This is a genomic window from Demequina lutea (genome assembly GCF_013409005.1).
Lineage (GTDB): Bacteria > Actinomycetota > Actinomycetes > Actinomycetales > Demequinaceae > Demequina > Demequina lutea.
In genome coordinates this window covers 1,544,030-1,568,705 of the sequence record NZ_JACBZO010000001.1, presented here as the reverse complement: position 1 = coordinate 1,568,705, position 24,676 = coordinate 1,544,030, and the positions used below count along the sequence as shown (strand labels likewise).

Here is a 24,676-nt window from a genome sequence, read left to right as displayed (position 1 = left end):
GTCATGAAGGTTCTGGTCGCAGTGGGGTCAAAGTACGGTTCGTCGCGCGCAGTTGCGAAGACGATTGCCGAGACTCTGGAGGGTCAAGGCTTCGAGGTCGACTTTCAAGATGCAGCCGATGTTCGCTCGGTCATGCCGTTCGACGCGGTGATCCTCGGATCCGCCGTCTACGGGGGACTGTGGAGGCGGGACGCATCCGCCCTAGCAAAGGAGCACCGCGAGGCGCTTCGCCTGCGTGATGTGTGGACCTTCTCCGTGGGCATGGAAAACGTCGTTGTCGAGGGTCAGCCCAAGGACGAGGCTTACTCGATCGCCGACGCGATTGGTGCACGCGAGCACAAGCGTTTCGCGGGAGCGCTCGACCCTGACAAGCTCAACATTGGTGAGCGAGCGCTCATTCGGGCCTTGGACCCGCCGCTTGGGGACTTCCGCGACTTTGATGAGGTCAAGTCATGGGCCGAGTCGGTCGCGCTGGAACTGAGCGAGGCCGCGATCAGCTGAGCCCCAATCGTCGTGTCGGCCCTGGGCAATACAGTGGAACCGCACGCGGCACACGGGAGGCTCCCCAAATGACTATCCTCGACAACCGACCCCATAGCGCCGTCGTCGTCATCGACGTTCAGGTGGACGTGATGGCGGCCGCGCATGAGCGCGCAAACGTGATCGCTTCAATAGGAACGCTTGTGGAGCGCGCCCGTGAGTCGCAGGTTCCCGTGTTCTGGGTGCAGCATTCCGATGCCGACATGGCACAGGGGAGCGAGGGCTGGCGGATCGTCCCAGAGTTGTCTCAACAGCCCGACGAGCCCGTGGTTCACAAGCGATACGGCGACGCATTCGAGGACACGACCCTGGAAGACGAGCTCTTGAAGCGCGGCATCGGACGCCTCGTGATCGCGGGTGCGCAGACGGATGCGTGCGTGCGTTCCACACTTCACGGGGCCTTTACACGTGGCTACGACGTCACGTTGGTTCACGACGCACACACGACTGAAGACCTCAGTTCGTGGGGCGCGCCACCGCCCGCCCAGGTCATTGCCCACACGAACTTGTACTGGGCACACCAAACGGCGCCGGGGAGAGTGGCCGCGGTGGGCTCAGCCGCGGGTGTGGAATTCGCCTCGTAGGCGCAGGAAGCGACACCACTCGAAGAGGGTGCCCGCAGGTTACCGACGTAGGGTGGACGTTACGGACACCACACACGAGTCTGCGCACCTCGCACTTCTGTGAGCAGTGCAGCGCCCGGTGGTCCGCAATTGCAGGGAGACGACTATGAAGGTCATCATCAACACCGGTCACAACATCCCGCTCTCCGAGGATTCCATCGCGGAGATGGAGTTGCTCGTCGAGTCAACCCTCGAGCACTTCGCGGCGCGCCTGACCCGGGTCGAGGTTCACCTCACCGATGGCAGCGCCGGTCGCAGCACAGGCGACGACATTCGCTGTCGGCTCGAGGCCCGCCCCGAGGGCTTGAACCCCGAGTTCGTCTCCGATGACGCCTCGACCGTCGACGCCGCGGTGAGCGGCGCCCTGCAGAAGCTGACGCATGTGCTCGACACCACCTTCGGACGCCGTGATGACAAGCACCGGGGCGGCAACTGATCCGCCGCGTCGCACGGCTTTGAGTCGGGGAGAGGGCTTCCCGCCGAACGTCTCGTCAGTGACAAATAAGCAACTGGGGTTGACAATTCCCTATAGGCAACATAAGTTGCTTATATGACGAGTCGCGAACGACAGCCGATGGGTGACATCGCCAACGACCTCGCAGCAGTCCTCGCGCTGAGGACCATGGCAGACACCCTCGAGGATGCCGGCGTCGAGCGCGCCATGCGAGCAGGCTGGTCGTGGTCGGAGGTTGCCGAGGCGCTCGGCGTGACACGTCAAGCAGTGCACAAGAAGCATTCCGCAAGGCTCATAGCCGCCGATATCGATCTCAGGAGACGCCATGCATGAAGTCGTTGCCCCCATGAGCACGCGCGACGTGGCCAAGCAAGCGAGGGGACTGGCTTCGGAGTTGAACGCTAGAACGGTAGAGGCCGAGCACCTGCTTCTCGTCCTGGCGGGCCCTTGCGATGAAACGGCAAGAATCCTGAAGCCAGTCGCGCTAGACCGAGGCCGTGTAGAGGCCGCGCTCCGTGAGGAGCGCCAGGCGAGCCTCGCGGCGGCCGGGGTGGAGCCGTTGACCGCCGAAAGGGCAACGAGATCCGGTCGCACGCGCGCGCCACAATGGGGAGCATCGGCGAAGTCGGCATTGAAGCGCGGCCACGAGATCGCAAGGAGGGGTGGGCGGGCGGGGGAGACGCCCACCGATCTCCTGCTCGGGGTGCTACAGGCCGAGCTGGGCACGGTTCCGCGCGCGCTCGCCATCACGGGAGCCGATCGTACCGCGCTCATCGCACATATCGGCCGACGCCGTTGACGCCACGGCCGATGAACCCACGAGGGGCTTGCTACAACGCGGGCCGGGTCGTTGCGCCAACGTAGGCCGGGTCCTTCCAGGGCAACATTCTCATTGTGGCTGTACAGCGAGACCCAAGAACTCCACGTTCACGCGGGGAGCGCGGTCTCGAGGGCGTTGCTATCGCCTATCGGACATAATGTGCATTATCGGCGTTTGGCCGAAAAGTCAAGCCAAGCGCCTGCTACCAGGTGGGATGCGTCGCTTGACGTAACGACCAGAGCCTGTGTCCCTTGCGCGATCGTGGGCCACCATCGCGGCGCCGATGTCGTCAACGAGGTCGGCACACCTGAGTGCCACGCGCACCACGAATTCTCCATCCTGGCTCACACACAACAGCGCGAGATCGTGCGGGCCTGGGCCTCTGACGGCGCCGCTGTCGGCATCCTCACGATGGTCGCCGCATACCGCGAGCACGACCCTGCATGGTTCGATCGGTGCCGACCCACGGCGGCGGAACTGTGAACTTTGAGGCCTGGCTGACCGTTGCCGAACCTTTCGTGTTCCTCGGCTTTTTGCTTGTGTGCGTGCTGCTGGTCGCGGTGATCATGGTGCGGGACGCGCTGCGAGGCGAGTCGTGAAGGGCTTCTGCGGCGGTGTGCTCGGCGGCGTGGCCGTCGTGGCGGGGGTGGTCGTGTTGTCGGTGTACACGGTTGTCTCGGCGGTTGAGGCGGAGCACCGTGCGTGGTTGCGCTCGCCTGGGGTGTCCCTGTGATCCGCGCCCTGGTCTTTACCGTGCTTGGTGCGGTCGCGATTGCTGTTCTTCCCGTCGCGGGTAGTGCGGTTCTGATCCGGCTGCTGCGGCTTCGCCTGCTGTGGCGTGTCCGTGGTCGTCTGCGCGCTCGACGTGACGCAGCTGCTCTGTCGCGGGCCGGTGTGCTGTGATCGGCGCGGACGGGTATCCCACGGACTGCGGGACCGGTGATCCGTTGTCGTTCGTGTCCGTCTCGGCTGCCGCGACACGGCACGACGCGATTTGCGCGTTGGCGCACAACGCGGACGCGGGCGTCCTCTTCGGCGTCGTCGTGGGCTGCACGCTCGTGTTCCTCGGTGTGGTGCTGGTGGTGTCCAAATGGATGCGGTAGTCGCGCCGATTGGCGGTGTCCTCGGTGGCGACATCGTGAGCCGCCTCCTTGGCCAGATGGTCGCCGGAATGCTTCCTGAGGTGCGGCTTCTCATGCCCGCGTTCATCACGATTGCTGGTGCTGGCCTCGTGTTCTGCGCCTGGTGGCTTGTGCGCTTCTGGCGCTCGGGGGTCTGACGTGGACCTGATGAAAGTGCTCGCTGCGGGTGTCGCGGTTTTCGACTTAATGATCTGGCTCGTGTCGCACGTGCTCGCCGCAATGTCGCGGAAGTACGGCGCATGACCGGCTGGGTCGAGGTTTACCTGTCCGCAGTCGCGGCGGGTCTGTTGGTGGGCGGGTTTCGGGCCGTTCTCGCCATGACACAAGGAAGGAGATAAACAGATGCCTAGCCCTATTGCAGATGTTGGTACCGCCCTCAGCGGTGGTGTCGACACGACCGTGTCGGCGTACACCACGTACGTAATCCCGGCGCTCATCACGCTCGCCGTGATCGCTGCGGTCGTTGGTGCCGTTCTCGGCGCGATCCACTCGCGTCGCAACCGCCCCAAGGCTTAACGGCGAGCGGGAGTGTGTGCCATGCGCGGGAGCGCTTCGGCACACACTCCCTCTCCCCCGTCCGCTCATCATCACCGTTGCCTCCCTGGTGTTGGTGGGCGGTCGAGGAAGGAGGCCTTGCTATGGATCGCACAACGAAAGTACTCGGGCAGCTCGGTGTGGCCGCGTTGGTCGCGGGACTGACCGTGCTCATCATCATGCTCGGCGGCGGTGTCGCACAAGCTGCTGGCAGCGTGCGCACGATGGGTTACCCGTGTCCCCCTGGTGCTCCGGATGACTCGTCCCTGTGTAGTCCTGCGGGTTGGGCGATCATGGCGGACGCGATTTCTGAGGGCGTGGGTACGTTCTCCAGTGCATCGGTTGCGACTTCGGCGGCGGGTACGTCGGTCGCGGCGGGTGGCGCTGCGGCGCTCAGCGCGGCGGATCTTGCCTGGACCGGTGTCTCTGCGGCTGCTGGCGGTGCGATCGCGGTGGGCATGACAAAGGTCGCGGCTGGGGAGTTTTATGCTCCAAAGGGGTCGACTTCGCTGGTACAGACTCCGGGCTTGCCGGAGGGGTTTGGTGCTCCGACGTCTACGGGTCCGTTCGGTTGGCAACAGGCTTACTTTTCGATTTCGAATGACCTGATTGTGTACGGCGGGTATGGCGGTGCGAACGTGTCAGCGGTGGGGGTTATGACGCTGGCGTCGACGGTTGATTCTGGGTCTGACTACATTCAGGGTTCCACGGCGGCAGACGCGTATGTCTATTGCCAGCCTGTCGGTGGTGGCGCGTTGGTGCAGGCGGGCAACGTTGGGGAGGGTGGTATCGGGTTAGGAAATCGGCGGTGGGCGTCCAATTACGTTACGACCGTGAATCTGTCCGGCGTTGTGGATTGTCCGGCGGGTACTGGGTTTGATCATCTGGAGTTCTGGGGGAATGTGAGGCGTGACACGTCTCCCTCTAGTAGCGTCACTGTGGTGATCCCGTGGTATCCGCCGGGTCACGTTGACTGGCATCCGGCGCAACCGGACGGCTTGACGGGGACCCTCGTCACTACTGCGGATTGCGTGTCTGCCGCTGGCACGCGGTCGTTCTCGACGTCGGTCGCGGCTGCTGGTGTTGGTGACGGTGCGCCGTTGGAGTGGCCCGGGGTGAGTTGCAACGCTGGGGAGACGTTGGGTCATTTCGCCGTGGATTGGGTGACGCCCTCGGGGACACAAAGCGTTTACTCGTACACGGCTCCGGGCTGGGTCGTGACGATGCCTGTCGAGTACCCGGGTTGTGAGTCTGGCGGTTGTCAGGTCGAGTTGTGGAAGGTGTTTTCGGGGTCACCGTCGCTGTATTGCGGGGTGGCTGCTGTTGGGTGTCCTGAGTGGGTGAGTGATTCGGCTAAGGCCTCCGACTATCAGTGTCGGTTCGGTGGGTACGATGCGCCGCTCGGGCTCTGTTATGGCATGTTTCGTGACCCGGGCAAAGTGTCGCCGAATACGACCGTCAAGGTCGACCCTGTGACTGGTGTCGTGACGGGCACGACGGATCCGATCATTAGCACGGACCCTGTGGCTTACGTGGATACGCCCGTCGTCACGGACCCTGTGCCCCAGCCTGATCCTGTGCCGCCCGTGCCCGGTCCTGTGGACACTCCGGATCCTGTTCCGTCGTCGGACTCGACACAGTGTTTTCCCCATGGGTGGGGTGTGTTTAACCCTTCGGAGTGGGTTCTGCAACCGGTCAAATGTGCGTTCGCGTGGGCTTTCGTGCCCCGTCCGGGGGTGATTCAGACGATCACTAGCTCGGGCATTGCGGCGGTGTCTGCGGACCCGCTTCTGGGTGCGGTGCTGCAAGTCGGTGTGAGCCTGCGATCCCTTCCGACGGTTGTCGCTGGCGGGTGCACCTCTGAGGGTGTCGTGTTCGACACGACGGGTGTTCCCGCTCTTGGCGACTTTCGTGCGGTGATCCCCTGCGACCCGGCGACCGTGATCCCCCAGTGGACCATCGCGTATCACCTCATGGAGTTGTCGATGTCGGTGGGGACCCTGCTCGGGGTGTTCTACATCGTGCGCCCCTACTTCGTGTCAAAGGCGTCCGACTGATGATCGTTGAATCCCTGTACTCGGGCGCGGTTGCGTTCGTCGTGTGGCTTGCGAACCTGCTTCCCAATGTGTCCGTGGCTGCACTCGATCCGACGTCGATCGCGCAGTACGTGACCTACCTCACGGGTGGGTTCGGTCCCCTCGCCGGTTGGGCTCCCATGGCCCTCGCGTTCGCCTGCCTAGGTGTGCTCATGGCTGTCGAGGGCGCGGTCACCGTGTGGGGCTTCGCCGTGTGGATCTACCACCAGTTTTGGGGTGCGTCGTGAGTATCCGGCTGGAGGGCTTGTGGCCTGGCATGATCCGTGGCGTCATCGGTGCCATGGGGTCCGGTAAGAGTCTTGAGGGTGTCAAGCGTGCTGTGGGCAAGCACCGGGCCGGGGTCGATGTGTACTCCTCGACGCCTTTGACGATCGACGGCGAGGACTGCCCAGTTGTGACCCCTGAAAATCTCATGAAAGTGAAGAACGGGTTCATCCTTCTCGATGAGGTTCACCTGTGGTTGCCGTCGCGCCGGTCCCTCAAGACGCCGCTGGTGTGGCTCGAGTGGATGAGTCAGATCCGGAAGGAGGGCGTGCGCGTAGAGATCCTGTGGACTGCTCAAGTGTGGAACCGGCTGGACGTGGCGCTGCGCGATTTGACGCTGTACGTGACGAAAGCCGAACGGTGGAACCTGGGCCTTGTTGAGGCGTACGTGTACAAGACCTTCGCGGAGGACCAATTCCCGCGCGGCAAGTACATGAAACGCGAGATCGTGCGCCGCTCCCGCACCGCGTCCGGCGCGTACTCGACTGACTACAAGATCGAGCGTGCCGGTCACCTGCGCGACGAACGCGACCCCTACGACGGTGGTGCCCGCGACCGTGCCCAGGAACAACTCAAGGCGCTCCTGGATAAGACTCGCGCCGCAGCTGCGGCCCCGGCCGTGGCTCCTGTCGCGGTTTCCACATCACCTACCACCACTGAATGGGGCTACTAGTCATGAGCGCTTACAACGAGTCCGGGGGCCTCTGGGATGAGGAATTCGACTACCTCGACGATGAGGACGATTACGACCTGCACGGTGAGGCTGCTGAGGACGTGGCTGCCTGGGCTGACGAAAACGGTGTGGACCTGGCGGACGTGGAGGACTTCCTTGACGCTGACGGGTCTGAGTTTGAGCGGCACCTGGACGATAACGAGGGCGTCGACCCGGACGAGATCGACTACGAGGTCGCCATGGAATCGATCGATGGTGCGACCGATCTCGACGCGCTCGATATCGCGGAGCTGCTCGATGCTGCCCAACTCGCGGGCGTCGATCTTGCCGACTTGCTCGACCTTGTCGACGGTGTGAGCGAGACTCTGCTGGGCGATGACGGGTGGGACGGTGACGACGACGAGGTCGAGGCCATCGTGTACGAGGTGCCCGAGGACTCTTTGCCGAATGAGATCGGTGAAGTGCCTGAGATTGGTGACGATCCGGTCGATGAGCCGGACTATTTCTGGAATGCCTACGTGGAAGGAAAGTGGTCGTGATGGGTGAAAAGGTGTCGGATCGGGTTGCTCGGGGTCGTGCGCAGTGGCGTACACGTGTGGTCGTGTATGTGGGGATGGGTGGTTACGCGGGTGCGGTGGTCGCTGCGGTGTGGGCGCATGCGACGTCTGGCGGTGTCGCTGTCGGGGTGGTGTTGTTCGGGTTGGTGGTGTTCTGGCTCGGGCGGCGTTCGGCTCTTGAGTCCGCTTCTGCTGAGGCTCACGCTTGGGCTGTTGCGACGGCGACGGCTAACGCGACGTCGAACTCGTTGGCTGCGGTGCAGGTGAACGTTTCCCAGGATGGGCGCGCGGTTGAGTTGACGGATGGTACGGGTTTGCATCGTCGTGTGGTCGAGGCTGGCCTTGGTGACGGTCGCCTCTCCCCCGGCGCCATTCCGATAGCGAGCAGCAATCCCGCACGAGTTGGCGCAGTCAACCCCCCTTACCTCGTCACTGATGGGCAGCAGGCGCGGAGCGCGTCCCGTGACCACATGTTCAGCCATGGGGTTGACGGCGACGACGACGCGGGTACGTTGCCCGCTCGGGACGGCACCGGGTCCCCCCTGTACGACCAATGGCCCTTTGTGTCCGACGACCGATTTTCGCGTGTCACGTCCGGGTCCGGAGGTGTTGAGACTCCCCCGCAAGGGGGTGGTGTCGTGGGGTAGATCGGGCTCGAACTCTTTGCAGGACCCGCTGGAACGGGTGATCACTACGGAGGACGAGAGTGTCTATTTCTACGACGGCGGGACCCGTTGCACGTGCGGTCGCGATGGGTCCCGCCACCTTGCCCGGGCAGGCTTTCGGGTTCTCGACGCGCGCGGTCGTTGACGCGACCGCTGACGCGGTACGCGAACTGATCGGATACGAGCCAACATGGCTCGGCGCTGACGCTGACATTCCGGCGCTTTTCCGTCGCGGTCGTGGCGCTGTCGCGGAAAACACGCGTGTGACCGACCGGTACACGCTGACGATCTCGGGCGGCTCGATCGCTTTCGCCGTGAAGTACGCGAGGCCGTGGGACAACGATTCGGCGCCCTGGCGCGACACGCGCGCGACTAGGAACGCTGCGGGGCAACTGGAGATTTGGGGCGACGATGAGGACGCCGACGACGAGGACGGCACACTGCACCGGGGCACGATCAAAAAGTGGTCGGTGCGGTCACGTCTGCGCATGATGAAGGCACTGGCGGACATCGACCACGACTCGTGGAGTTCGCCACAGCTGCGGCTTTCAATGGTGACCTTGACCCTGCCCGACGACTGGCGCGCGGTGGCACCTCGAGGCGCCGACTTTAAGCGCATGGTTCGCAAGTTCCGGTGGGCCTGGGAGCGTGAGGCGTCCCTGCCTTCGTGGCAGGTGGTTTGGAAGTTGGAGTTCCAGCACCGGGGCGCGCCGCACATGCACTTGATGATGAGGGTCCCTGACGAGGGCACGGTCGTGCGCGGGCAGACCTTCCGGCGTTGGCTCTCGTCGACGTGGGCGGCGTGCGTCGCGGCGGACAACTGGGCGTGCCACGCATGCGGCGACGGTGCTGAGGGTCAACGCTGTGATTGCCCGGCCCCGGACACGGAATACGTGCGCAACTTTGCCGCTGGTACGAACGTCGATTTCGGGTTCCGGGGCACGGACCCGCAACGCATCGCGGTGTACTTCCTCAAGCACTCGTCCAAGACCAGCGACGACAAGGAATACCAGCACGACGTGCCGCCGGAGTGGTGGGAGGAGGACGCCGGTCCTGGCCGTTTCTGGGGCATCAGCGGCCTGGAACGGCTAGAGGTGCAGATCGAGGTCCCCAAGGCCCTTTGGCAGGCCGCGAAACGGCTCGCACGGCACCTTGTCAAGGCTCGTAACGCGCGCGCTGCGCTATCCCGCCGCGCGCATGTCGTAGATGGTGTGAGCGAGGCGACTAGGCGCGCCACGCTTGACGACCTGGGGATGTTCGGGCGGCGCCGGTCTCGGGTGCTCAGCGACCCTCTCGGCGGCGGCTGGATTCTGAGCAACGACGCCCCGGCCCTGGTGTACCGCATCGCGGTATTCCTCGCCGGTCGCCCGCCGGGCAACGTGCCCGAATAGGTCCGAGAAGTACAGGGCGCCGCGCAGATCGTTCGCGGCGAGCAGAGCCATGCCCCGGCGAGCGTATTCGTCGCCCAAATCGGCGTATTTGCGCCCTTCCGGGAGGTCGATCCGCCACGGAGCGCGCAAGTCGTCGTCGATCTGGACAAGTTGCGCGCCAGTGAGGCCCCACCACGGCGAACGGACCGTTTTCATCACGAAGATGTTCATCGGCGCGGGCTTGAGCGGCAGGCGCTGCGCTTCGCGGGGTCTTGTGGGAATCCTCTAGGCCGGCTCGCGCAGCTCCGCGGCCGCCGGCGTCCGCCAATGTGGCATTTACCAGGTACGATGAAAATCGTCCGCGCGATCGCCGATTGGCGGTTTGTAAGGTTCCTACAGTTCCACGCGCGTCGCGAGTTCGCAGCTGCGCGGGTGGGGTCCGGCGCCGGGCTCGTCCTGTATTCCATAAGTGTGCGCAGCGTGTCGGTTGCGGGGTTGCGCGTGTGGGTGTATGAATTGCTTGCGGGAGTTCCCCGCCCGGCTGGAACCGGAGATCACTAGGAGATACCTCATGGCTACTATGACTAAGATCGCGTCCGCACTTGTGCTGGATCGTTTCCGGGATTCGTTCAAGAATGACAAGGGCGAAACGGTGGAGTACGCGCAGGCGCGGCTCTTCGACACGGTCACCCGTGAGTTCACCGTCGTGAGCACGCTGGACATCGCTTCGCTGGTCAACCTGACTCCCGGCGAGACTGTGGGGCCGCTTGAGTTCGAGTTCGTCGAGAACTTCAACATTCGGGCGCAAAAGGTTCGCCCCGTGGGTAACGGTGGCCGCGCGGCGGCTGAGCGCTTCTAGAAAAGGACGAGCCCCGGGCCGCTGGAACGGCTACCGGGGCTCTAGTCCACTCCCGGATCACTGAGGACAGGAGGAACCTGATGTCAACGGTACATGAAAACGCCCGCAATGTGCATTATCGGCGTTATCCATCGGGGCGCTGAACAGACGGGAAAAGCCCTCAATCAGTTCTGCTGGAGTGTCTGCACGATGTACTCGAGCTGCTCGGCGGTCAAGGTGCCCGCATGGCGGACAAGCAGCGTGCCGTCTGGCCCGATGATTGCCGTGAACGGCAAGCCAGGAACCCGGTATGTGCCGGAGGCCGTCCCGTTCGCGTCGACCACCAGGGGGTACGTCACACCGCTCGTGCGGGCGAACGCCGCGGCGGCGCCGGTCGGATCGGCGATGTCGACCCCCACGAACGCGACGGAGTTGCCGAGCGCCTGGTGCGCCTTCTCCAGAGCAGGCATCTCCTGAACGCACGCGCTACAGGTGCTCGCCCAGAAGTTCAGTACGGTGTACGAACCGGGCGTCCCCGCGATCGACGCTTTAGTTGACGTGTCCCCAAGCACCGGGAGTGTGAGCGCCGGCGCGGGGGCATTGAGCGTTGCCGCGACGGCCGCACTGCTTTCCGTCGGTCCGGCGACAGGCGTGCGGGAACCCGGTGGCAGCAGGTCAACGGCCATCTGCGCCATCGCGTGAGCGTAGAGCGCGGTGCTGGCCGATCTCGTCCCGAATTGCCCGATCCCGACCTCCTGGCCGTTCGGGTCGATGAAAAACATCTCGACCCCGTGACCCACCGACTGGGTAGCGGGATCGGCGTTCACCGACACGTGGTAGCTGTCGGCGACCTGGGCTAACTGCGTCGTTGACCCCGTGACGAATTCCCAATTGCTGCTGCCGTGCAGGCCGTGTTGATCGGACCACGCTGCGACATCGCTCACGGCGACGTGGAACGGGTTCACGTTCACCCCAAGGAATACGACATTCTGCGCGGCCGCACCCAGGTCCTTGTCCGCGACGACGATGTCTTGGGCCAACAGCGTGCACAGGTCCGTGCATTCGTCGTCACCAAACGTCAGCACCACGGACTTGCCGCGGTACTGCGACAGGCTCACCGGCTGACCGTTCTGATCGGTCAACGTGAAGGCCGGTGCGGCATAGGCGGGCGGCGGGAGGACGTCGAGCTGCAGAAGGTCGGCGGCGGCCGCGTTGATCCCTGGCTCGACCATGGGGTCGGATGCCGCCGACGAGTGCGGCAGCCCGATCGCCACGATCAGGGCGACCGCCGCGACGACGATGAAGCCTGCACTTGCCCAGACAACTGCGGTTCCACGACTGGTCGGCGGAGCATCGGGACGTGGTTTCTCGGTCATAGGTCGGCAGTACCTCTCTTGGTTGTGGTGCGCTCACCTGGGGCGGTGTCGGCAGGCGGGTATGGGGCCACTCCCCCACCAGACGCGGACATCGAACGTCGCACCACGATGACAAACGCCCCCAGCACGATCACACCCAGCACGATTGCCGAGCGGACGGGATCGGTCCCGACGGCGGCGGTAAGGCCCGCTTGCAGGTGGCCGATCGTCGTCGTCAAGGGGGCGTTGACGGTTGGACCCCGCAGATCGGTCACCCAGTAGTAGACGAGATATGCGCCCGAGGCGGTGAGGACGAGGCCCGAGACCACTGGAAGTATCCGTGACGCGGCGTGCACGCGCCGCATTGCGCCCGCTCCCGCCATCGTCGTGACCACGGCGGCCGCGGTGACGAAGAGGCCCATTCCAAGGGTGTACGCGAGGTACGTAGAGAGCCCCGCCCAGGCGCCTCGGCGCGTGAACGAACTGCCGACAGCCGCGAGGAACAGCGGGAGGGAGCAGCTGAGGGAACCGATCGCATAAACGGCTCCATAGCCGACCATGGCGAGTGCCGAGCGACCGGGCCTGACTCGCGGTGTTGGCAGGCGCAGGCTCGGACCCCTACCCATGAGGGTGAAGACACCGGCGACTGTCATCCCGAGGGCGACGACAATCATGACCCACGGTAGCCAACCAGCCACGAGCTGCACCCCGCTCTCGACAATGAGCCCAAGGATGCCGAAGACGGCGACGAATCCCCCGCTCACCCCCGCGCCCGCCAACAGGCTCCGCGCGATCCTGGCCCCATTGGGGCCGGACGGCCGCCCCGCGAACAGTGCCAGGTAGGCGGGCAACATCGGCAGGCCGCACGGGTTCACGGCGGCGACGAGCCCAAGTGAGAAGGCGTACAGGACTTGAGCATTCCCTGGCTGTGATGACATCATTTCCGTGCCCTCAAGTCCGGGCTTGTCGCATGGCCACTACCCCACCTCACTGCTCCGCTCGATCGGTGCGGGCGAGAGTCTGCAGGTAGGCGTTGTAGTCGGTGAGTTCGGTGTCGTCTCCGCGAGCGAGCCTTCGGCCCGCGGCCCTCGTGCTGCGCTCTTCGGACCGCCGCCATGTCACGATGAGCGCACCGAGAACCAGGAGGGTTGGGATCTCGGTGAACGTCCACGCGATGCCGCCGCCGGTTCGTTGATCCGCGATCGGCACGATGTGCCAGCCGGGCATGGGCATTGCGTAGAAGCGGACGAGCAGGGTCGTCGCCATCATGACCGCCACGCCGAAGAACGCATGGAACGGCGCGGTCGCCATGATCTCGAGAACCGAGACTGCGGGCCCCGGCATCGAGAATCGTCCACGGCGTGAGTTTCGCGGGTTGGGATCGACGCCCAAGACTCCCCAGAAGTAGAGGAAACCGATCAGCACAAAGTGCACGAGCATGAGGTTGTGGCCCCACCAGGTGCTCATGAGTTCGTCGAAGATGGGCGTGAAGTACAGGCCATACAGGCTCACGATGAACAACACGAATGCGACTACCGGGTTCGTAAACACCCTGAGCACCCGCGAGTGCAGAACCCGCAACACGACTCGACGCACCCCGCCGCGCCGCCCAACATCGGTGGAGAGCGCGCGTAGCAGCAGTGTCACGGGCGCCCCAAGCGCGAGGAAAACCGGTGAAAGCATGCTCAGCACCATGTGCTGCACCATGTGCGCGCTAAAGAGCTCCATGCCGTAGCCGTCGACACCGGTGGCGGTGACGATTAGCAAGGAGGCCACTGCCGCGAGCCACCACACCGTGCGGTGGACTGGCCAGCGGACGTTGCGGCGGCGTAGCACGACGACGCCCCACACGTAGAGGGCAAGCAGTGCGAGCGCGATCACCGGCAGAATCGGGATCGGCTGGGGATGCCAGGCCAACAGTCGTGCGAGCGTGGGCGGCTGCATCGGCATCCACATCGGGCCGTTCATCGCCATCGGTCCACCCGACGACGGAGTTGGCGCCGCCATCAGCCAAAGCACGCGTCAGACCCCCGCCGCGAGGGGACGGGCCGCGACGAGTTCACCCGAAGCGCGGGCGAACCGCTCGAAGCCCGCTCCGGTGACATCCTGCTGAGTGGCGAAAGACACGCTTTCCATAGTACATAGCGGCAATCCGTGTTCCTCCGCGTAGTCTGGGTTCCAACGACCGAACCCTCCTCACGACAACTCGTCACACCTCACCAACACGCGCTACCGGTTCTCAGTGTGCGACAAGCAGGAACAATCCGACCGCATGGAGCGTTCAGTTGCGGAGGGCCACAAGCCCCATACTAAGGAGGCTCACCATGGCTGATCGAGCTTTGCGCGGTATGCGCTTGGGAACACAGAGCAAGGAAAGCGCCGTAGGCATGGAACTCGCGGAACGTCGCGAGGCCGTTTACGACTGCCCCAACGGGCACGTGCTCGCGTTCCCGTTTGCCATCGAGGCCGACGTTCCCTTGTCATGGGAATGTCACTGTGGAGCCGCTGCTCTGCTTCGCGACGCCATTCAGCCCGAAGCCCGCGAGGAACGCCACCAGCGCACGCACTGGGACATGCTTCTGGAGCGTCGCTCCATCGCCGAACTTGAGGACCTTCTCCAGGAGCGCCTGGGCGTGCTGAGGGCGAGCCGCGGAGCCTAGGCTTTCGCCCGCGACGACTGACGGTCGGCCGCACCGCGATTCTCTAGCGACCCGCGCGGAACACCTTGTGCCAGACCCGCTGAATTCCCCACTCGGTGACTTTAGTGAGCGCCTCGCGGATAATTGCGCCGCTCATCTTTGACGCACCAAGGTCTCTCTCAACGAAGGTGATCGGCACCTCGGCCACGCTGCCACCGGCCAGGAGTGTCCGCCATGTCATGTCGACTTGGAAGCAGTATCCCTGAGACTCGACGGCCGCCAGGTCTAGTTGACGTAACGTCGCCGCCCGATACGCCCTGAATCCCGCGGTGGCATCCTTCACCTTGATCCCGAGCGCCAGGCGCACATAGCGGTTGGCGTTCGTCGACAGGAACTTGCGATGGAACGGCCAGTTCTCCACCTGGCCTCCACGCACCCATCGGGACCCGATCACGAGGTCGTGGTCCCCCGCTTCCGCCAGGAGCAGGGGCAGATCCTGGGCCCGATGCGAACCGTCGGCGTCCATTTCTACGATCACTTCGTACTGGCGTTCCAGCGCCCAAGCGAAACCGGAACGATACGCGACTCCGAGCCCCTGCTTTGCCTGCCTGTGCAGGATGTGGACGTGCTCATCCGAGTGGGCAAAGGTCTCAGCCCACTCCCCCGTGCCATCAGGCGATCCGTCATCGACCACGAGGATGTGTGCGTCCGGCACCGCCAACCTGACGCCCGCCACTTGCCTCGGCAGGGACTCGATCTCGTTGTAGGTAGGAATGATCACGAGAGTCTTCAACTGCGGCGCCTCCTCTTGCTGGTACCAATCGCGAGCACGGCAATGAGGCCGCCAAGAATTTCGAATCCCAACTCGATGAGCCCACCCCAATGGGTTGCTGGCGTGAGTGACGACCGCAGCGGAATTTGCGCGATCCCTGCGGCCCTGGTGAAGAGCTTGGTGCGATCGACGACCCGTCCCGTGGGCGAGATCACCGCACTCACCCCTACCGTCGAGACCTGGAGGGTCGCCCGGCCGGTCTCGATCGCCCTCAGCCTCGACATCGCGAGTTGCTGGGTGCTCTCAGCGGTCACGCCAAACGTCGCGTTGTTGGTCTGAACCGCCAAGAACTCGGCGCCGTCGCGGACCGCCTGCCGCGAGACCCAGTCGTAGGCAACCTCGAAGCAAATGATCGGCCCCACGTCCACGGTGCGTCCAAGAGAGGCGATCGGAATTTCCATTCGAGACGGATTCTTGCCTGGTAGAACGTCGGACGTGACCAGATCAACTTCCTTCGAGAAGATCCGAACTATGGACCGGTACGGGATGTATTCCGCGAAGGCGGCGGGCACCTGCTTGCGATACACAGCGCCGGCAAGCGCCTTTCCGCTCGGGAGCCACACGAGCGACTCGTTGTACCGCCCATTCACGGGCGTGTAGTCGTTGGTTCCGAGCATGATGGGGGCGCCGAGCGCCTGAGCCGCGGCCGTGACGTCTGCCGCGGTCTCCGCGTCGGTGCGGGGGTCGATGTCGGAGGCGTTCTCCGGCCAGATCACGAGGTCGATGTGCGCGCCTGGGTTCTGTTTGGCCAGTTCGATGCTGGCGTCCCGATGGTTCGCCGTCACCTCGCGGGCACGGTCGAAGGAATCGAGACCTTTGTTCGCGAGGTTTCCCTGCACCCACGCTACGGACATCGTCCCCGTCTGGGCCCTGCCGTCGAGAGGTATCCCCATCGGAGCAACCATCAGGCCCACAGCCACTGCCGCCGCAAAGGCGGGAGCAAGCACCCGCCTATTGCGCGCGGCCAGTACGCCCGCGCCGATCACCGCTCCGGTAAGCACCACGGCGAACGAGACGAGCGGCGCTCCCCCGAGCCACGCAAGCGGCGCATAGGGAGAATCAACCGCCGAAAAGGCGACCCTCCCCCACGGAAACCCTCCAAACGGCCACGCCGAACGCAAGAGCTCGGCGCCGACCCACAGCACCGCGAAGGCTACTGGCTCTAGCCATCGGGCCCGAGCCAAAAGATCGGAGCGCGTTAGACGCACAAACAGCATACCTACCAGGCCAAATGCTATTGATTCGGCAGCGGACAGTGCTACCCAGGGAACCTGTCCGACCGCCACAAACGCCCACCACAGGTGCGGCAAGAAGAAGGCCATGCCCATCAGCCATCCGTAGCCGAAGCCGCCCCCGGCGCTCACCCTCGCGAGGAGCATGTAGAAGGCGGCAAACGCGATGGGCGCGGTCACCCACCAGCCGACGTCAGGGAACGCCAAGAACAAGATCAAACCACTGGCTACTGCCACCAGGAAACGACGCGCTCTTGACACCGGTCCAGCGTACGCGGTGGATTCAGTAGGCAACGACGCCACGGCGCATCGCTGCGATTGCCGCCCGCGCACGATCACTCGTCGACGACTCCGGGGCCGACTGCGCAATCTGGTCGAGGGCATCGATGACCTGCTTGCACCACCGGACCATGTCTCCTGGGGCCACATCGGTTTTGCTGATGACGGCATCGAGGCTCTTGCCTTGGGCCCAACCATGAATGGCGTTCACCAGGCCCCAGTGGGGCGCGGGCAATGGGGGCAGGTCCCTGACCTCGTGGAGTTCGGCGAATCGCGACCAGACACGCTGCGTCTGTTTCAGCGCCTCGGTGAGTATGCCTTGCGGCCCGCCCGGAATACGAGGCGTCGAGTCGCCGTCGTCTCGACGCGCCGAATACAGCAGCGTGGAAACGGCCGCGGCGAGGCCGGCGGGATTGAGTCGCCCCCACACGTCCTCCCGCAAGCATTCGGCCATGACGATGTCGTTTTCCGCGTACAGCGTCTTGAGTGTGGTTCCCGCGGCCGTCACAACGGTCTCCTCTCCTTCCCCAGAGAGGTAACCGCACTCGCGCAGCACCGCGCAGCGCCTGTCAAAGACAGCCGCGATCGACCCCGTGGCACGCTGAATCTCCGTGGCGATCCTGTCCTTGTCCCTCAGGGTCCGGAAGTACCTCTCGGCCCACCGCGCGTGATCCTCGCGCTCGGGGCACGAGTGGCAGGGGTGGTTGCGCATCGCCGCTCGCACGGCATCGGCGTCGCCTTGAGACTGTCGCGGGCGCCGCTGCGTCCGCTCCTTGTCGCGGGCGACCCTGGCCTCCCCCAGTGCCCGGACGCCAAGTTCCTTCCGCGCGCGTGCATCCTGTGCGTTGAACTTTCCGGGGATCGTCAACCGTCCCACCGTGTCGAGACCCATCGTGAGATCGGCTACCGACAGGCGCGTGGCCCTGCCAGCGTCTGTCACGACCGTGGGGCGAGGGGCCTTCGGATCGTCGTCCGACGCGATGACGACGGCTACACCTGATCGCCTTCCCCCAAGGATGCGCACCAGGTCGCCGCGCCGCAATTGGCTCAATTGCGAGACCGTCGCCTCACGAGTCGCCCTCCGCGCGGTCTGCGATGCGTCCTTCTCGTTGCGAGACAGTTTTTCCCGCAGCCCCGCATACTCGCGAAAGTCGCCGCGATCGCACCGCATTGCCTCGCGAAAACCTTCAAGCGCGCCGTCAAGCTCGCGCACCCTGCGAGCCTTTCCGACGACCGATGCATCCGCTTGAAACTGCGCAAACGACATCTCGAGCGCATCACGGGCCCTCTGTACGCCCGAGCGGCCCACCAAGTTGATAGCCATGTTGTAGCTGGGCTGAAAGGAAGATACCAGGGGGTACGTGCGCCGCGACGCGAGGCGAGCCAGTTGGCCCGCATCGAATCCGGGGTGCTCGATGACGACGGCGTGTCCCTCGACGTCGATGCCCCGCCGGCCCGCGCGCCCCGTCAGCTGGGTGTACTCCCCCGCCGTGAGGTCCTTGTGGGACTCACCGTCCCACTTGACCAACTTCTCGAGGACCACTGAACGAGCCGGCATGTTGATGCCGAGCGCGAGCGTCTCGGTGGCGTAGACCACCTTGATGAGTCCCGCGGCGAAGAGCTCTTCCACCACCTCCTTGAACAGAGGGATGAGTCCCGCATGGTGGGCGGCGAGGCCCGCCTCGAGGTTGTCTCTCCAAGCCGTGAAACCCAGCGGCCCCAGGTCCTCGGGGGGCAGGGCCGAACATCGCACCTCGATGATCTCGGCGATCCGCCGACGTTCCTCGTCCGAGGTGAGCCGGATCCCTGAGGCCTTCACTTGCTCGACCGCGTCCTCACATCCCGCCCGGGAGAAGACGAACACGATGGCGGGCAGCAGGGCTTGGGCGTCGAGTTGGTCGATGACCGCAAACCTCGGTGGGCTGCGCCTCGGCTTGGGCTGGCTGCCCCTCCCGCCTCGATATCCGGAGCGCGCGGGCCGGTTTCCCTGTTCGTCGTGGCGGGATCGCTTCGCCACGGCCTCCAGTTCGGGATTGATGCGCGGGTTGGGCCCTAGGTCGCTCGGATCGGTGCCCGGCGCATAGAGATCGAATAGCCCCTCACGGAGCATCACGTGTGGCCACAACGGCACCGGTCGGCGCTCGCTCACGATGACCTTGGTGTCTCCCCTGACCTCCGTCAGCCACGCGCCAAACTCCTCGGCGTTCGACACCGTCGCGGAGAGCGAGACGATCGAGGTCGCCGCGCCGACGTGGACGATGACCTCTTCCCACACCGAGCCCCGGAAGCGGTCGGCCAAGTAGTGGACCTCGTCAAGAACGACGACGCCGAGGCGATCGAGGCTCGACGAGCCCGCATAGATCATGTTGCGCAGCACCTCAGTGGTCATGACGACGATGTCGGCGTGCGGATTGATCGAGGTGTCACCGGTGAGTAGCCCCACCTTTTCGGGCCCGTAGATGGCCCGCAAGTCCCCGTACTTCTGGTTGCTGAGAGCCTTGATGGGCGTCGTGTAGAACGCCTTTCGTCCCCTCCGCTGTGCGTGTGCTACCGCGAACTCGCCCACCACCGTCTTGCCTGCGCCAGTTGGCGCCGCGACAAGGACGGAGTGTCCATCCGCCACGGCCTGGCAGCCATCCCTCTGAAAGTCGTCGAGCGCGAAGGAAAGAGTCGCCTCGAAGTCCACAAGGTCCGACGAGCGAGAACGCTCGCGCGCCGCCGCGTAGCGTTCCGCTGGGCTAGTCACTCAGCCAATCTAGCTCGGGCGCGCGCCGAGAACGCGCAACGCCTTGGGTGCTACCTCGATTGTCATCGGATCGCCGCCCACTAGTTCACCATCGGCAAAAGCCGGTGGCAGCTTCGCGCCGCTCTCGGCCTGCCCGATCGTAATCTTCTTGGCGCGCACGACCCTGACCTTCGGCTCGCCCAGAATCGAACCGTCATAGAGCTTGGGGAACAGTTTGCCGATCTCGAGCTTGCCAAGGGGCTCCGTGATAACGAGTTCGAGCATCCCGTCGGTCACTCGCGACTCCGGCGAGATGATGAGCCCACCGCCGAACACCGGAGAATTGGCGACGGCGACCAGCGTGCAGGTCTGCGTCCATGTCTGATCGTCCGCCGTGACCGTGACGCCGTAGGGCTTGTAGCGAGGAACCTCGCGGATGGTCGCGACCTTGTATTTGAGCGGACCTCGCGGAAAGTTGATCTGCCGCGCGTACGACGCGATCGCTGCGTCGATACCTGCGGAGAGCACCGCGAGGAAGTACCTGGGCGCGGCCGGCAACTCGATACGCCGCCCAGAGATCTTCCCGAGATCGACGTGGGCGACCTCTCCGGCAAGCCCATCCTCGATGCGCTGGACGGCCGCGGGGATGTCGTGGATGGGCAGGTCAAGCGTGATGGCGCCGTCGTTCCCCGAGCCCGCCGCAACGATTCCCAGCGGCAGTTTGCGGTCGGCGCACACCTGGATTCCCAGGTGCACCATGCCGTCACCACCCACGACGACGAGCGCGTCAAGCGATCTGCGCGCCTTCATCGCGGCCTCGTAGGAGCCCGCCCACGACCCCATATTGAGGTCCACGATCTGGTGCCCGCGAGCGGCCAGAAGCGACAGCGCCGCTATTCCCCACGCCCTGCCCCTTCCCGACCCCGATGTCGGGTTGGTAATCACGCCAACTTTGCTCACTCTTCGCCCTTCGCGCGCGGTTTGGCGCGCAAGGCGCCGATGCCAATGGCGCCAAAGTACAGGGCGCACATCGGAATTGCCATCACCGTCATCGTGATCGCGTCGGGCGTAGGGGTCATTGCCGCCGTGAAGACAAAGATCAGGAGCACCGCCCAACGCCAACCTTTGAGCCACACTCGCCACGGCACGATGCCCACCCACGTGAGCGCAACCATCACCACGGGAAAGACGAATGCGAGCCCAAAGGCCACGAGAAGCCGCATCGCGAAGGTCAAGTACAACTCAGCGTCAAGGAGCTGCTCGCTTCCGTTTGGCCGGAAGTCCGCGAGCAGCGTGACCGCGCGCGGGAACATCGCCCACGCAACGGCTATCCCCGCGAGGAAGAGTGGCACGGCCGATGCCACGAAGCCCACCGTGTAGCGCTTCTCCTTGCCGGTGAGGCCCGGGGCGATGTACGCCCAGAGCTGGTAGAGCCACCACGGGGAGCTGATGATCATCCCCAAGAAGAGCGCGACCTTCAGTCGAAGGTCGAGAGCGCTCGCGATTCCGGAAAAGTTGACCGCGACGAGCGCGTTGTCCTTGGCGGCCGCAGCGAGTAGAGGGCGCTGGAGGGTCTCGAACGTGGGTGTGAAGAGAAACCATCCCCCAACCGCACCCACGGCCATTCCGAGCGCGGACAGGAGGATACGATTTCTGAGTTCCGCGAGATGCTCTCGCAAGGGCATGCGCGCGTCAGCCGCGCCGCGAGCCCTCCTACTTGTCGTTGGCCTCATCCTCGACCATGGGCTTGCTGGAGTCGTCATCCGACGTGAGGGCCTTTGCCTCCTCCTTGAGGATGCGCAACGACTTGCCCAGGCTGCGGGCGAACTCTGGAAGCTTGGGGGCGCCAAAAAGGATCAGCACAACAACAAGTACCACAATGACATGAATTGGCTTCATGACGTGTTCCTCCGAACGTCAGTTGGTTCAGTCTAGGCCTGCGCGGCGAGAACTGCCCGCGCCTGGCGTGCCACCTCTTCGGCGAGAGCGGCGGGAGCGATCGTACGCAAGTGCGGCCCGAGCCCGAGCAGCCTCGCCGCCATCACCGGCGCATCCGCTACGCCGAAACGCGCCATGACGAGCTCTCCGTCGTCGTCGATGACGGTTCCTGGGAAGGACTCCAGGAGCCAGCGGGCCGACCTGTGCGCATGGACGACGGCCTGGAACTGCGGAACAAGCGAGAACCCACCGTTCTCACTAGGCCGCGTCACGACAGGATCCGATCCGGGCACGGCCGCCTTAATCCGGTCCAGTCGGAGCGTTCGATAGTCCTGGGCGCGCCTGCAGAAGCACTCCACGTAGGTGGCACCGTCGATCACGACCAGTCGGTGCGGCTCGATGACCCGCGCCGTCTTCTTGTCGTTGGCGTCGACGTACTCGAGTTCCACGATCACCGCCGCGTCGATCGCATCTCGTAGGGTCGCCGCGAGCACGGGATCGACGGTAAATCGCGCCAGAGTCCGCACCGCGTCCCCGTCCCCCACCGCTTCACGAAGTTTGGCCAGCGCGGAGTGGGCGGCCTCGGGAGCCGCGCCCCCAGATACTGCGGCGGATAGTGCCCCGATGAGCGCCACCGCCTCGCGCGGCGACAAGCGCACTTGGCCGACGCCTTGAGAGTTGGTCAGCCTGATGAGACCCTCATCGAACGCCCAGGGATCGAAATCGATCAGGTCCTGCGGGCCGTGTCCCGGCACGCCCGATACCCATAGGAGTTCGATGTCGCGCTTGATCTGGGCTTCGCTCACGTCGAATTGCGATGCAAGGGTCGCCAAGGTTGCCTCGCCTTGGCGCTCCAAATACGTCACCAGACCAAGGAGCCTGGTCACGTGCGGAGCGGTGCGCTCAGCCACGGTCGCTCTCCCCCGGTGGTGATTCCCGCGGCGTTGACTCCCGTGGTGTTGACTCCGCGATGGCGAGGGCGCTTGCGGCGTATCGTCGCACATCCTCGGCAATGTCCTCGGGGCCGATGATCTTCGCCATTCCTCCCAGGCCGAGGACCTCATCCCTGAGCGCGTCGGCGTAGCGGTAGGTGACCTCGACCAGGTCCCAGTCGCCGTCAACCCCAATGACCGTTCCCCGTTGACGCAAGGCGTGACCGGTTTCGGGTCTCAAACCCACCGTGGCGTTCCGAAGCGCTTGACTCGCGCCCCAGTCGAAGCCCGGTAGTGGGCGCGGGATCTCATACGCGCCATCGGGGCCCACCGCGCGCATCGTGCCGTGGATCCTGCTCAGGCGAAACGTGCGCGGCTCTGCCCTGTCCCTGTCAAGGCCGTAGAGGTACTCCGCGCTGCCCCTGAGGAGCACCTGCCACGGCTCCACGGTGCGCGTAACCGTCCCCGAACCCTCCGAGGTGTATTCAAACTGCACCACCATCCGGCGCGCACGTGCATCGACAACGATGGCGGTGGCATCGCTCGCGGCGCTCGTCCTGGCACCGAGTGTCAGGGGTGTGCGCGGAACCGATTGGGTCGCCGACGCGATCTTCGTGAGCCCTTGGTGGGCATCCGCACCGAGCATTGCGCCTTGCCAGTACTCGGCCGCGAGGGCAAGCGCGGCCGCCTCGGCTGGAGAAAAGTCGATGGCAGGCATCGCCGCGTCGGAGGCGTCGATCTTGTAGCCGATCTCGTCGCCATGAGTCGGATCGACCACCGTCTGCAGTGGCACACCCATGCGCCGCAATTCGTCCTTGTCGCGCTCAAACATGCGTTCAAAGGCGGCATCCTTGCGCCTCGCCTCTTCGGAACCCAGGGCCGACTCCGTCGGTTCGTAGCCGACCACGGAGCTCCGGATCTGAGCCCTCGTCATCCGCACACGAGCGTGCGTCAAGGCGATGATGAGGTTGAGGAGGCGCTCCGCGGGATCGGTGGCCATTTAGACCCTGACGGCGAGCAGTTCCGTGGTGAGGATGGCCCTCGCACCGGCGGCGTAGAGCGCATCCATGACGTGGTTCATTTCAATCCGCGGCACCATGACCCGCACCGCGTGCCAGTCCGAACCATGCAAGGGCGTCACCGTGGGAGCCTCGAAGCCTGGCGTAATGGCGATGGCATCCTCGAGGAACGCGCTTGGCACGTCGTAGTCCACGAGCACGTATTGGCGGGCCATGAGTACGCCCCGCAATCTGGCCGTGAGCACGGCGACCGTTGACTCCTCCACGGAGTCGGACCGAATGAGAATCGCTTCCGATACGAGCAACGGCTCGCCAAAGACCTCGAGGCCGGCGGCCTTCAAAGTGGTACCGGTCGACACGACGTCGGCGACCGCGTCGGCCACGCCAAGACGCACGGACGATTCGACTGCGCCATCAAGGCGCACCACGTCGGCCTCGATCCCGAAGGACCTCAAGTGAGTATCGACCAGGTGCGAGTAGGACGTCGCGACACGCTTTCCTGCGAGTTGCTCGATGCTCGAGATCTCGCCAGGTGCCGCCGCGTAGCGGAACGTCGAGGCGCCGAAGCCAAGCTCGAGTTGTTCGGTCGCGGCCGCGCCCGAGTCGAGCAGGAGGTCGCGCCCCGTGATTCCCGCGTGCACCGTGCCCGCACCCACGTAGACGGCGACGTCCCGAGGCCTCAGGAAGAAGAATTCGACCTCGTTGCGTGTGTCGACGAGCACGAGTTCGCGCGGGTCCCGGCGTTGCTTGTAGCCGGCCTCGCGGAGCAGTTCAACGGCGGGGTCTGACAATGAACCCTTGTTCGGGACGGCGATGCGTAGCACGGTAAACCCCTAGAGATACTTCTCGACGTCGGCCAGCGAGAGGCCCTTGGCAATCATCATGACCTGCGCGTGATAGAGCAGCTGAGAGATCTCCTCGGCCGCCTCCTCATCGGTCTCGTACTCGGCAGCCATCCACGCCTCGGCAGCCTCCTCAACAAGTTTCTTGCCGATGGCATGGACCCCCTTGTCGAGCAGGGTCACCGTTCCCGAACCTTCGGGGCGGGCGGCGGCGCGTTCAGACAGTTTCTGGAAAAGCTCGTTGAAGGAAGTCACGCGGCAAGCCTAGTAGCGCAGTGCGGTCGGAGGCGACGGCACGCGCCTGGTG

Annotated in this window: 31 protein-coding genes; 18 read left to right on the top strand and 13 right to left on the bottom strand. The window is 64.7% G+C overall.

Translation table 11 applies throughout. The annotated features are described in order from the left end of the window. Window positions 1-3 precede the first annotated feature (3 nt). The 17 genes from BKA03_RS07645 (at window position 4) to BKA03_RS07565 (ending at window position 10,597) form a co-directional block, all read left to right on the top strand. Window positions 4-501 carry a flavodoxin domain-containing protein gene (locus BKA03_RS07645; RefSeq protein WP_179397824.1) on the top strand — a complete coding sequence of 166 codons (498 nt, stop codon included), beginning with the start codon at window positions 4-6 and terminating at the stop codon, window positions 499-501. Between the two features lie 68 nt (window positions 502-569). Continuing rightward, entirely contained in the window at window positions 570-1,124 is a 555-nt protein-coding gene (locus tag BKA03_RS07640) for an isochorismatase family protein (RefSeq protein WP_179397823.1), read from the top strand. 145 nt (window positions 1,125-1,269) lie between these two features. Then, the gene (locus tag BKA03_RS07635; RefSeq protein ID WP_179397822.1) at window positions 1,270-1,599 is read left to right on the top strand and encodes an HPF/RaiA family ribosome-associated protein; all 330 of its coding nucleotides are present in this window, start codon (window positions 1,270-1,272) and stop codon (window positions 1,597-1,599) included. Between the two features lie 114 nt (window positions 1,600-1,713). Continuing rightward, entirely contained in the window at window positions 1,714-1,950 is a 237-nt protein-coding gene (locus BKA03_RS07630) for a hypothetical protein (protein ID WP_179397821.1), read from the top strand. Then, window positions 1,943-2,416 carry a Clp protease N-terminal domain-containing protein gene (locus BKA03_RS07625; RefSeq protein ID WP_179397820.1) on the top strand — a complete coding sequence of 158 codons (474 nt, stop codon included), beginning with the start codon at window positions 1,943-1,945 and terminating at the stop codon, window positions 2,414-2,416. Before BKA03_RS07630 ends, BKA03_RS07625 begins: the two co-directional genes overlap by 8 nt. 282 nt (window positions 2,417-2,698) lie before the next feature. Next, window positions 2,699-2,920 (top strand): hypothetical protein, encoded by a 222-nt coding sequence (locus BKA03_RS07620; protein ID WP_179397819.1) that lies wholly within the window; start codon window positions 2,699-2,701, stop codon window positions 2,918-2,920. Between the two features lie 112 nt (window positions 2,921-3,032). After that, on the top strand, window positions 3,033-3,170 hold the full coding sequence (locus tag BKA03_RS07615; protein WP_179397818.1) for a hypothetical protein: 138 nt from the start codon (window positions 3,033-3,035) through the stop codon (window positions 3,168-3,170). Window positions 3,171-3,393: 223 nt separating this feature from the next. Then, complete coding sequence (locus BKA03_RS07610) at window positions 3,394-3,540, top strand: hypothetical protein (RefSeq protein WP_179397817.1); 147 nt, start codon at window positions 3,394-3,396, stop codon at window positions 3,538-3,540. Then, on the top strand, window positions 3,528-3,716 hold the full coding sequence (locus tag BKA03_RS07605) for a hypothetical protein (RefSeq protein ID WP_179397816.1): 189 nt from the start codon (window positions 3,528-3,530) through the stop codon (window positions 3,714-3,716). The genes BKA03_RS07610 and BKA03_RS07605 overlap by 13 nt, the downstream gene beginning before the upstream one ends. A 205-nt stretch (window positions 3,717-3,921) precedes the next feature. After that, window positions 3,922-4,095 (top strand): hypothetical protein, encoded by a 174-nt coding sequence (locus tag BKA03_RS07600; RefSeq protein ID WP_179397815.1) that lies wholly within the window; start codon window positions 3,922-3,924, stop codon window positions 4,093-4,095. 122 nt (window positions 4,096-4,217) lie between these two features. Beyond that, window positions 4,218-6,170 carry a hypothetical protein gene (locus tag BKA03_RS07595; protein ID WP_179397814.1) on the top strand — a complete coding sequence of 651 codons (1,953 nt, stop codon included), beginning with the start codon at window positions 4,218-4,220 and terminating at the stop codon, window positions 6,168-6,170. Beyond that, the gene (locus BKA03_RS07590) at window positions 6,170-6,436 is read left to right on the top strand and encodes a hypothetical protein (RefSeq protein ID WP_179397813.1); all 267 of its coding nucleotides are present in this window, start codon (window positions 6,170-6,172) and stop codon (window positions 6,434-6,436) included. The genes BKA03_RS07595 and BKA03_RS07590 overlap by 1 nt, the downstream gene beginning before the upstream one ends. Next, entirely contained in the window at window positions 6,433-7,146 is a 714-nt protein-coding gene (locus BKA03_RS07585) for a zonular occludens toxin domain-containing protein (protein ID WP_179397812.1), read from the top strand. Before BKA03_RS07590 ends, BKA03_RS07585 begins: the two co-directional genes overlap by 4 nt. A 2-nt stretch (window positions 7,147-7,148) precedes the next feature. Then, a complete protein-coding gene (locus BKA03_RS07580) occupies window positions 7,149-7,685 on the top strand; it encodes a hypothetical protein (RefSeq protein ID WP_179397811.1) in 537 nt (178 codons plus the stop codon). After that, window positions 7,682-8,350 (top strand): hypothetical protein, encoded by a 669-nt coding sequence (locus tag BKA03_RS07575; protein WP_179397810.1) that lies wholly within the window; start codon window positions 7,682-7,684, stop codon window positions 8,348-8,350. The genes BKA03_RS07580 and BKA03_RS07575 overlap by 4 nt, the downstream gene beginning before the upstream one ends. A 59-nt stretch (window positions 8,351-8,409) precedes the next feature. Beyond that, entirely contained in the window at window positions 8,410-9,759 is a 1,350-nt protein-coding gene (locus tag BKA03_RS07570; RefSeq protein ID WP_179397809.1) for a rolling circle replication-associated protein, read from the top strand. A 550-nt stretch (window positions 9,760-10,309) separates the two neighbouring features. Further along, window positions 10,310-10,597, top strand: a complete 288-nt coding sequence (locus tag BKA03_RS07565; RefSeq protein ID WP_179397808.1) for a hypothetical protein — start codon at window positions 10,310-10,312, stop codon at window positions 10,595-10,597. 164 nt (window positions 10,598-10,761) lie between these two features. Here the strand turns inward: BKA03_RS07565 and BKA03_RS07560 are convergent, their stop codons facing one another. From BKA03_RS07560 to BKA03_RS07550, 3 genes are read right to left on the bottom strand one after another with little or no spacing between them, the layout of a single operon-like run. Continuing rightward, window positions 10,762-11,952 carry a redoxin domain-containing protein gene (locus BKA03_RS07560; RefSeq protein ID WP_179397807.1) on the bottom strand — a complete coding sequence of 397 codons (1,191 nt, stop codon included), beginning with the start codon at window positions 11,950-11,952 and terminating at the stop codon, window positions 10,762-10,764. Beyond that, complete coding sequence (locus BKA03_RS07555) at window positions 11,949-12,872, bottom strand: cytochrome c biogenesis CcdA family protein (protein WP_179397806.1); 924 nt, start codon at window positions 12,870-12,872, stop codon at window positions 11,949-11,951. Before BKA03_RS07555 ends, BKA03_RS07560 begins: the two co-directional genes overlap by 4 nt. Before the next feature lie 46 nt (window positions 12,873-12,918). Continuing rightward, the gene (locus BKA03_RS07550) at window positions 12,919-13,905 is read right to left on the bottom strand and encodes a cytochrome c oxidase assembly protein (RefSeq protein WP_179397805.1); all 987 of its coding nucleotides are present in this window, start codon (window positions 13,903-13,905) and stop codon (window positions 12,919-12,921) included. Window positions 13,906-14,255: 350 nt separating this feature from the next. Between BKA03_RS07550 and BKA03_RS07545 the strand changes: the two genes are divergently transcribed. Beyond that, on the top strand, window positions 14,256-14,591 hold the full coding sequence (locus BKA03_RS07545; protein WP_179397804.1) for an RNA polymerase-binding protein RbpA: 336 nt from the start codon (window positions 14,256-14,258) through the stop codon (window positions 14,589-14,591). A gap of 43 nt (window positions 14,592-14,634) precedes the next feature. Here BKA03_RS07545 and BKA03_RS07540 read toward each other — a convergent pair whose 3' ends face one another. The 10 genes from BKA03_RS07540 to BKA03_RS07495 are packed head-to-tail and all read right to left on the bottom strand — an operon-like array spanning window position 14,635 to window position 24,624. Next, window positions 14,635-15,351 carry a polyprenol monophosphomannose synthase gene (locus BKA03_RS07540; protein WP_308477954.1) on the bottom strand — a complete coding sequence of 239 codons (717 nt, stop codon included), beginning with the start codon at window positions 15,349-15,351 and terminating at the stop codon, window positions 14,635-14,637. A gap of 8 nt (window positions 15,352-15,359) precedes the next feature. Next, on the bottom strand, window positions 15,360-16,895 hold the full coding sequence (gene lnt, locus BKA03_RS07535; protein WP_179397802.1) for an apolipoprotein N-acyltransferase: 1,536 nt from the start codon (window positions 16,893-16,895) through the stop codon (window positions 15,360-15,362). Between the two features lie 22 nt (window positions 16,896-16,917). Then, window positions 16,918-19,659, bottom strand: a complete 2,742-nt coding sequence (locus tag BKA03_RS15720; protein ID WP_179397801.1) for a DEAD/DEAH box helicase — start codon at window positions 19,657-19,659, stop codon at window positions 16,918-16,920. 9 nt (window positions 19,660-19,668) lie between these two features. After that, entirely contained in the window at window positions 19,669-20,598 is a 930-nt protein-coding gene (locus tag BKA03_RS15715) for a diacylglycerol/lipid kinase family protein (protein WP_179397800.1), read from the bottom strand. Further along, the gene (gene tatC / locus BKA03_RS07520; RefSeq protein ID WP_179397799.1) at window positions 20,595-21,323 is read right to left on the bottom strand and encodes a twin-arginine translocase subunit TatC; all 729 of its coding nucleotides are present in this window, start codon (window positions 21,321-21,323) and stop codon (window positions 20,595-20,597) included. Before tatC ends, BKA03_RS15715 begins: the two co-directional genes overlap by 4 nt. Before the next feature lie 28 nt (window positions 21,324-21,351). Beyond that, window positions 21,352-21,537: a Sec-independent protein translocase subunit TatA gene (gene tatA / locus BKA03_RS07515; protein WP_179397798.1), complete on the bottom strand. Its 186-nt coding sequence runs from the start codon at window positions 21,535-21,537 to the stop codon at window positions 21,352-21,354. Window positions 21,538-21,569: 32 nt separating this feature from the next. Beyond that, on the bottom strand, window positions 21,570-22,487 hold the full coding sequence (locus BKA03_RS07510) for a helix-turn-helix transcriptional regulator (RefSeq protein ID WP_179397797.1): 918 nt from the start codon (window positions 22,485-22,487) through the stop codon (window positions 21,570-21,572). Continuing rightward, the gene (locus BKA03_RS07505) at window positions 22,480-23,508 is read right to left on the bottom strand and encodes a helix-turn-helix transcriptional regulator (protein ID WP_179397796.1); all 1,029 of its coding nucleotides are present in this window, start codon (window positions 23,506-23,508) and stop codon (window positions 22,480-22,482) included. The genes BKA03_RS07510 and BKA03_RS07505 overlap by 8 nt, the downstream gene beginning before the upstream one ends. Further along, window positions 23,509-24,351, bottom strand: coding sequence for an ATP phosphoribosyltransferase (hisG, locus tag BKA03_RS07500; RefSeq protein WP_179397795.1), 843 nt, complete (start codon window positions 24,349-24,351; stop codon window positions 23,509-23,511). A 9-nt stretch (window positions 24,352-24,360) separates the two neighbouring features. Beyond that, window positions 24,361-24,624, bottom strand: coding sequence for a phosphoribosyl-ATP diphosphatase (locus BKA03_RS07495; protein ID WP_179397794.1), 264 nt, complete (start codon window positions 24,622-24,624; stop codon window positions 24,361-24,363). Window positions 24,625-24,676 lie beyond the last annotated feature (52 nt).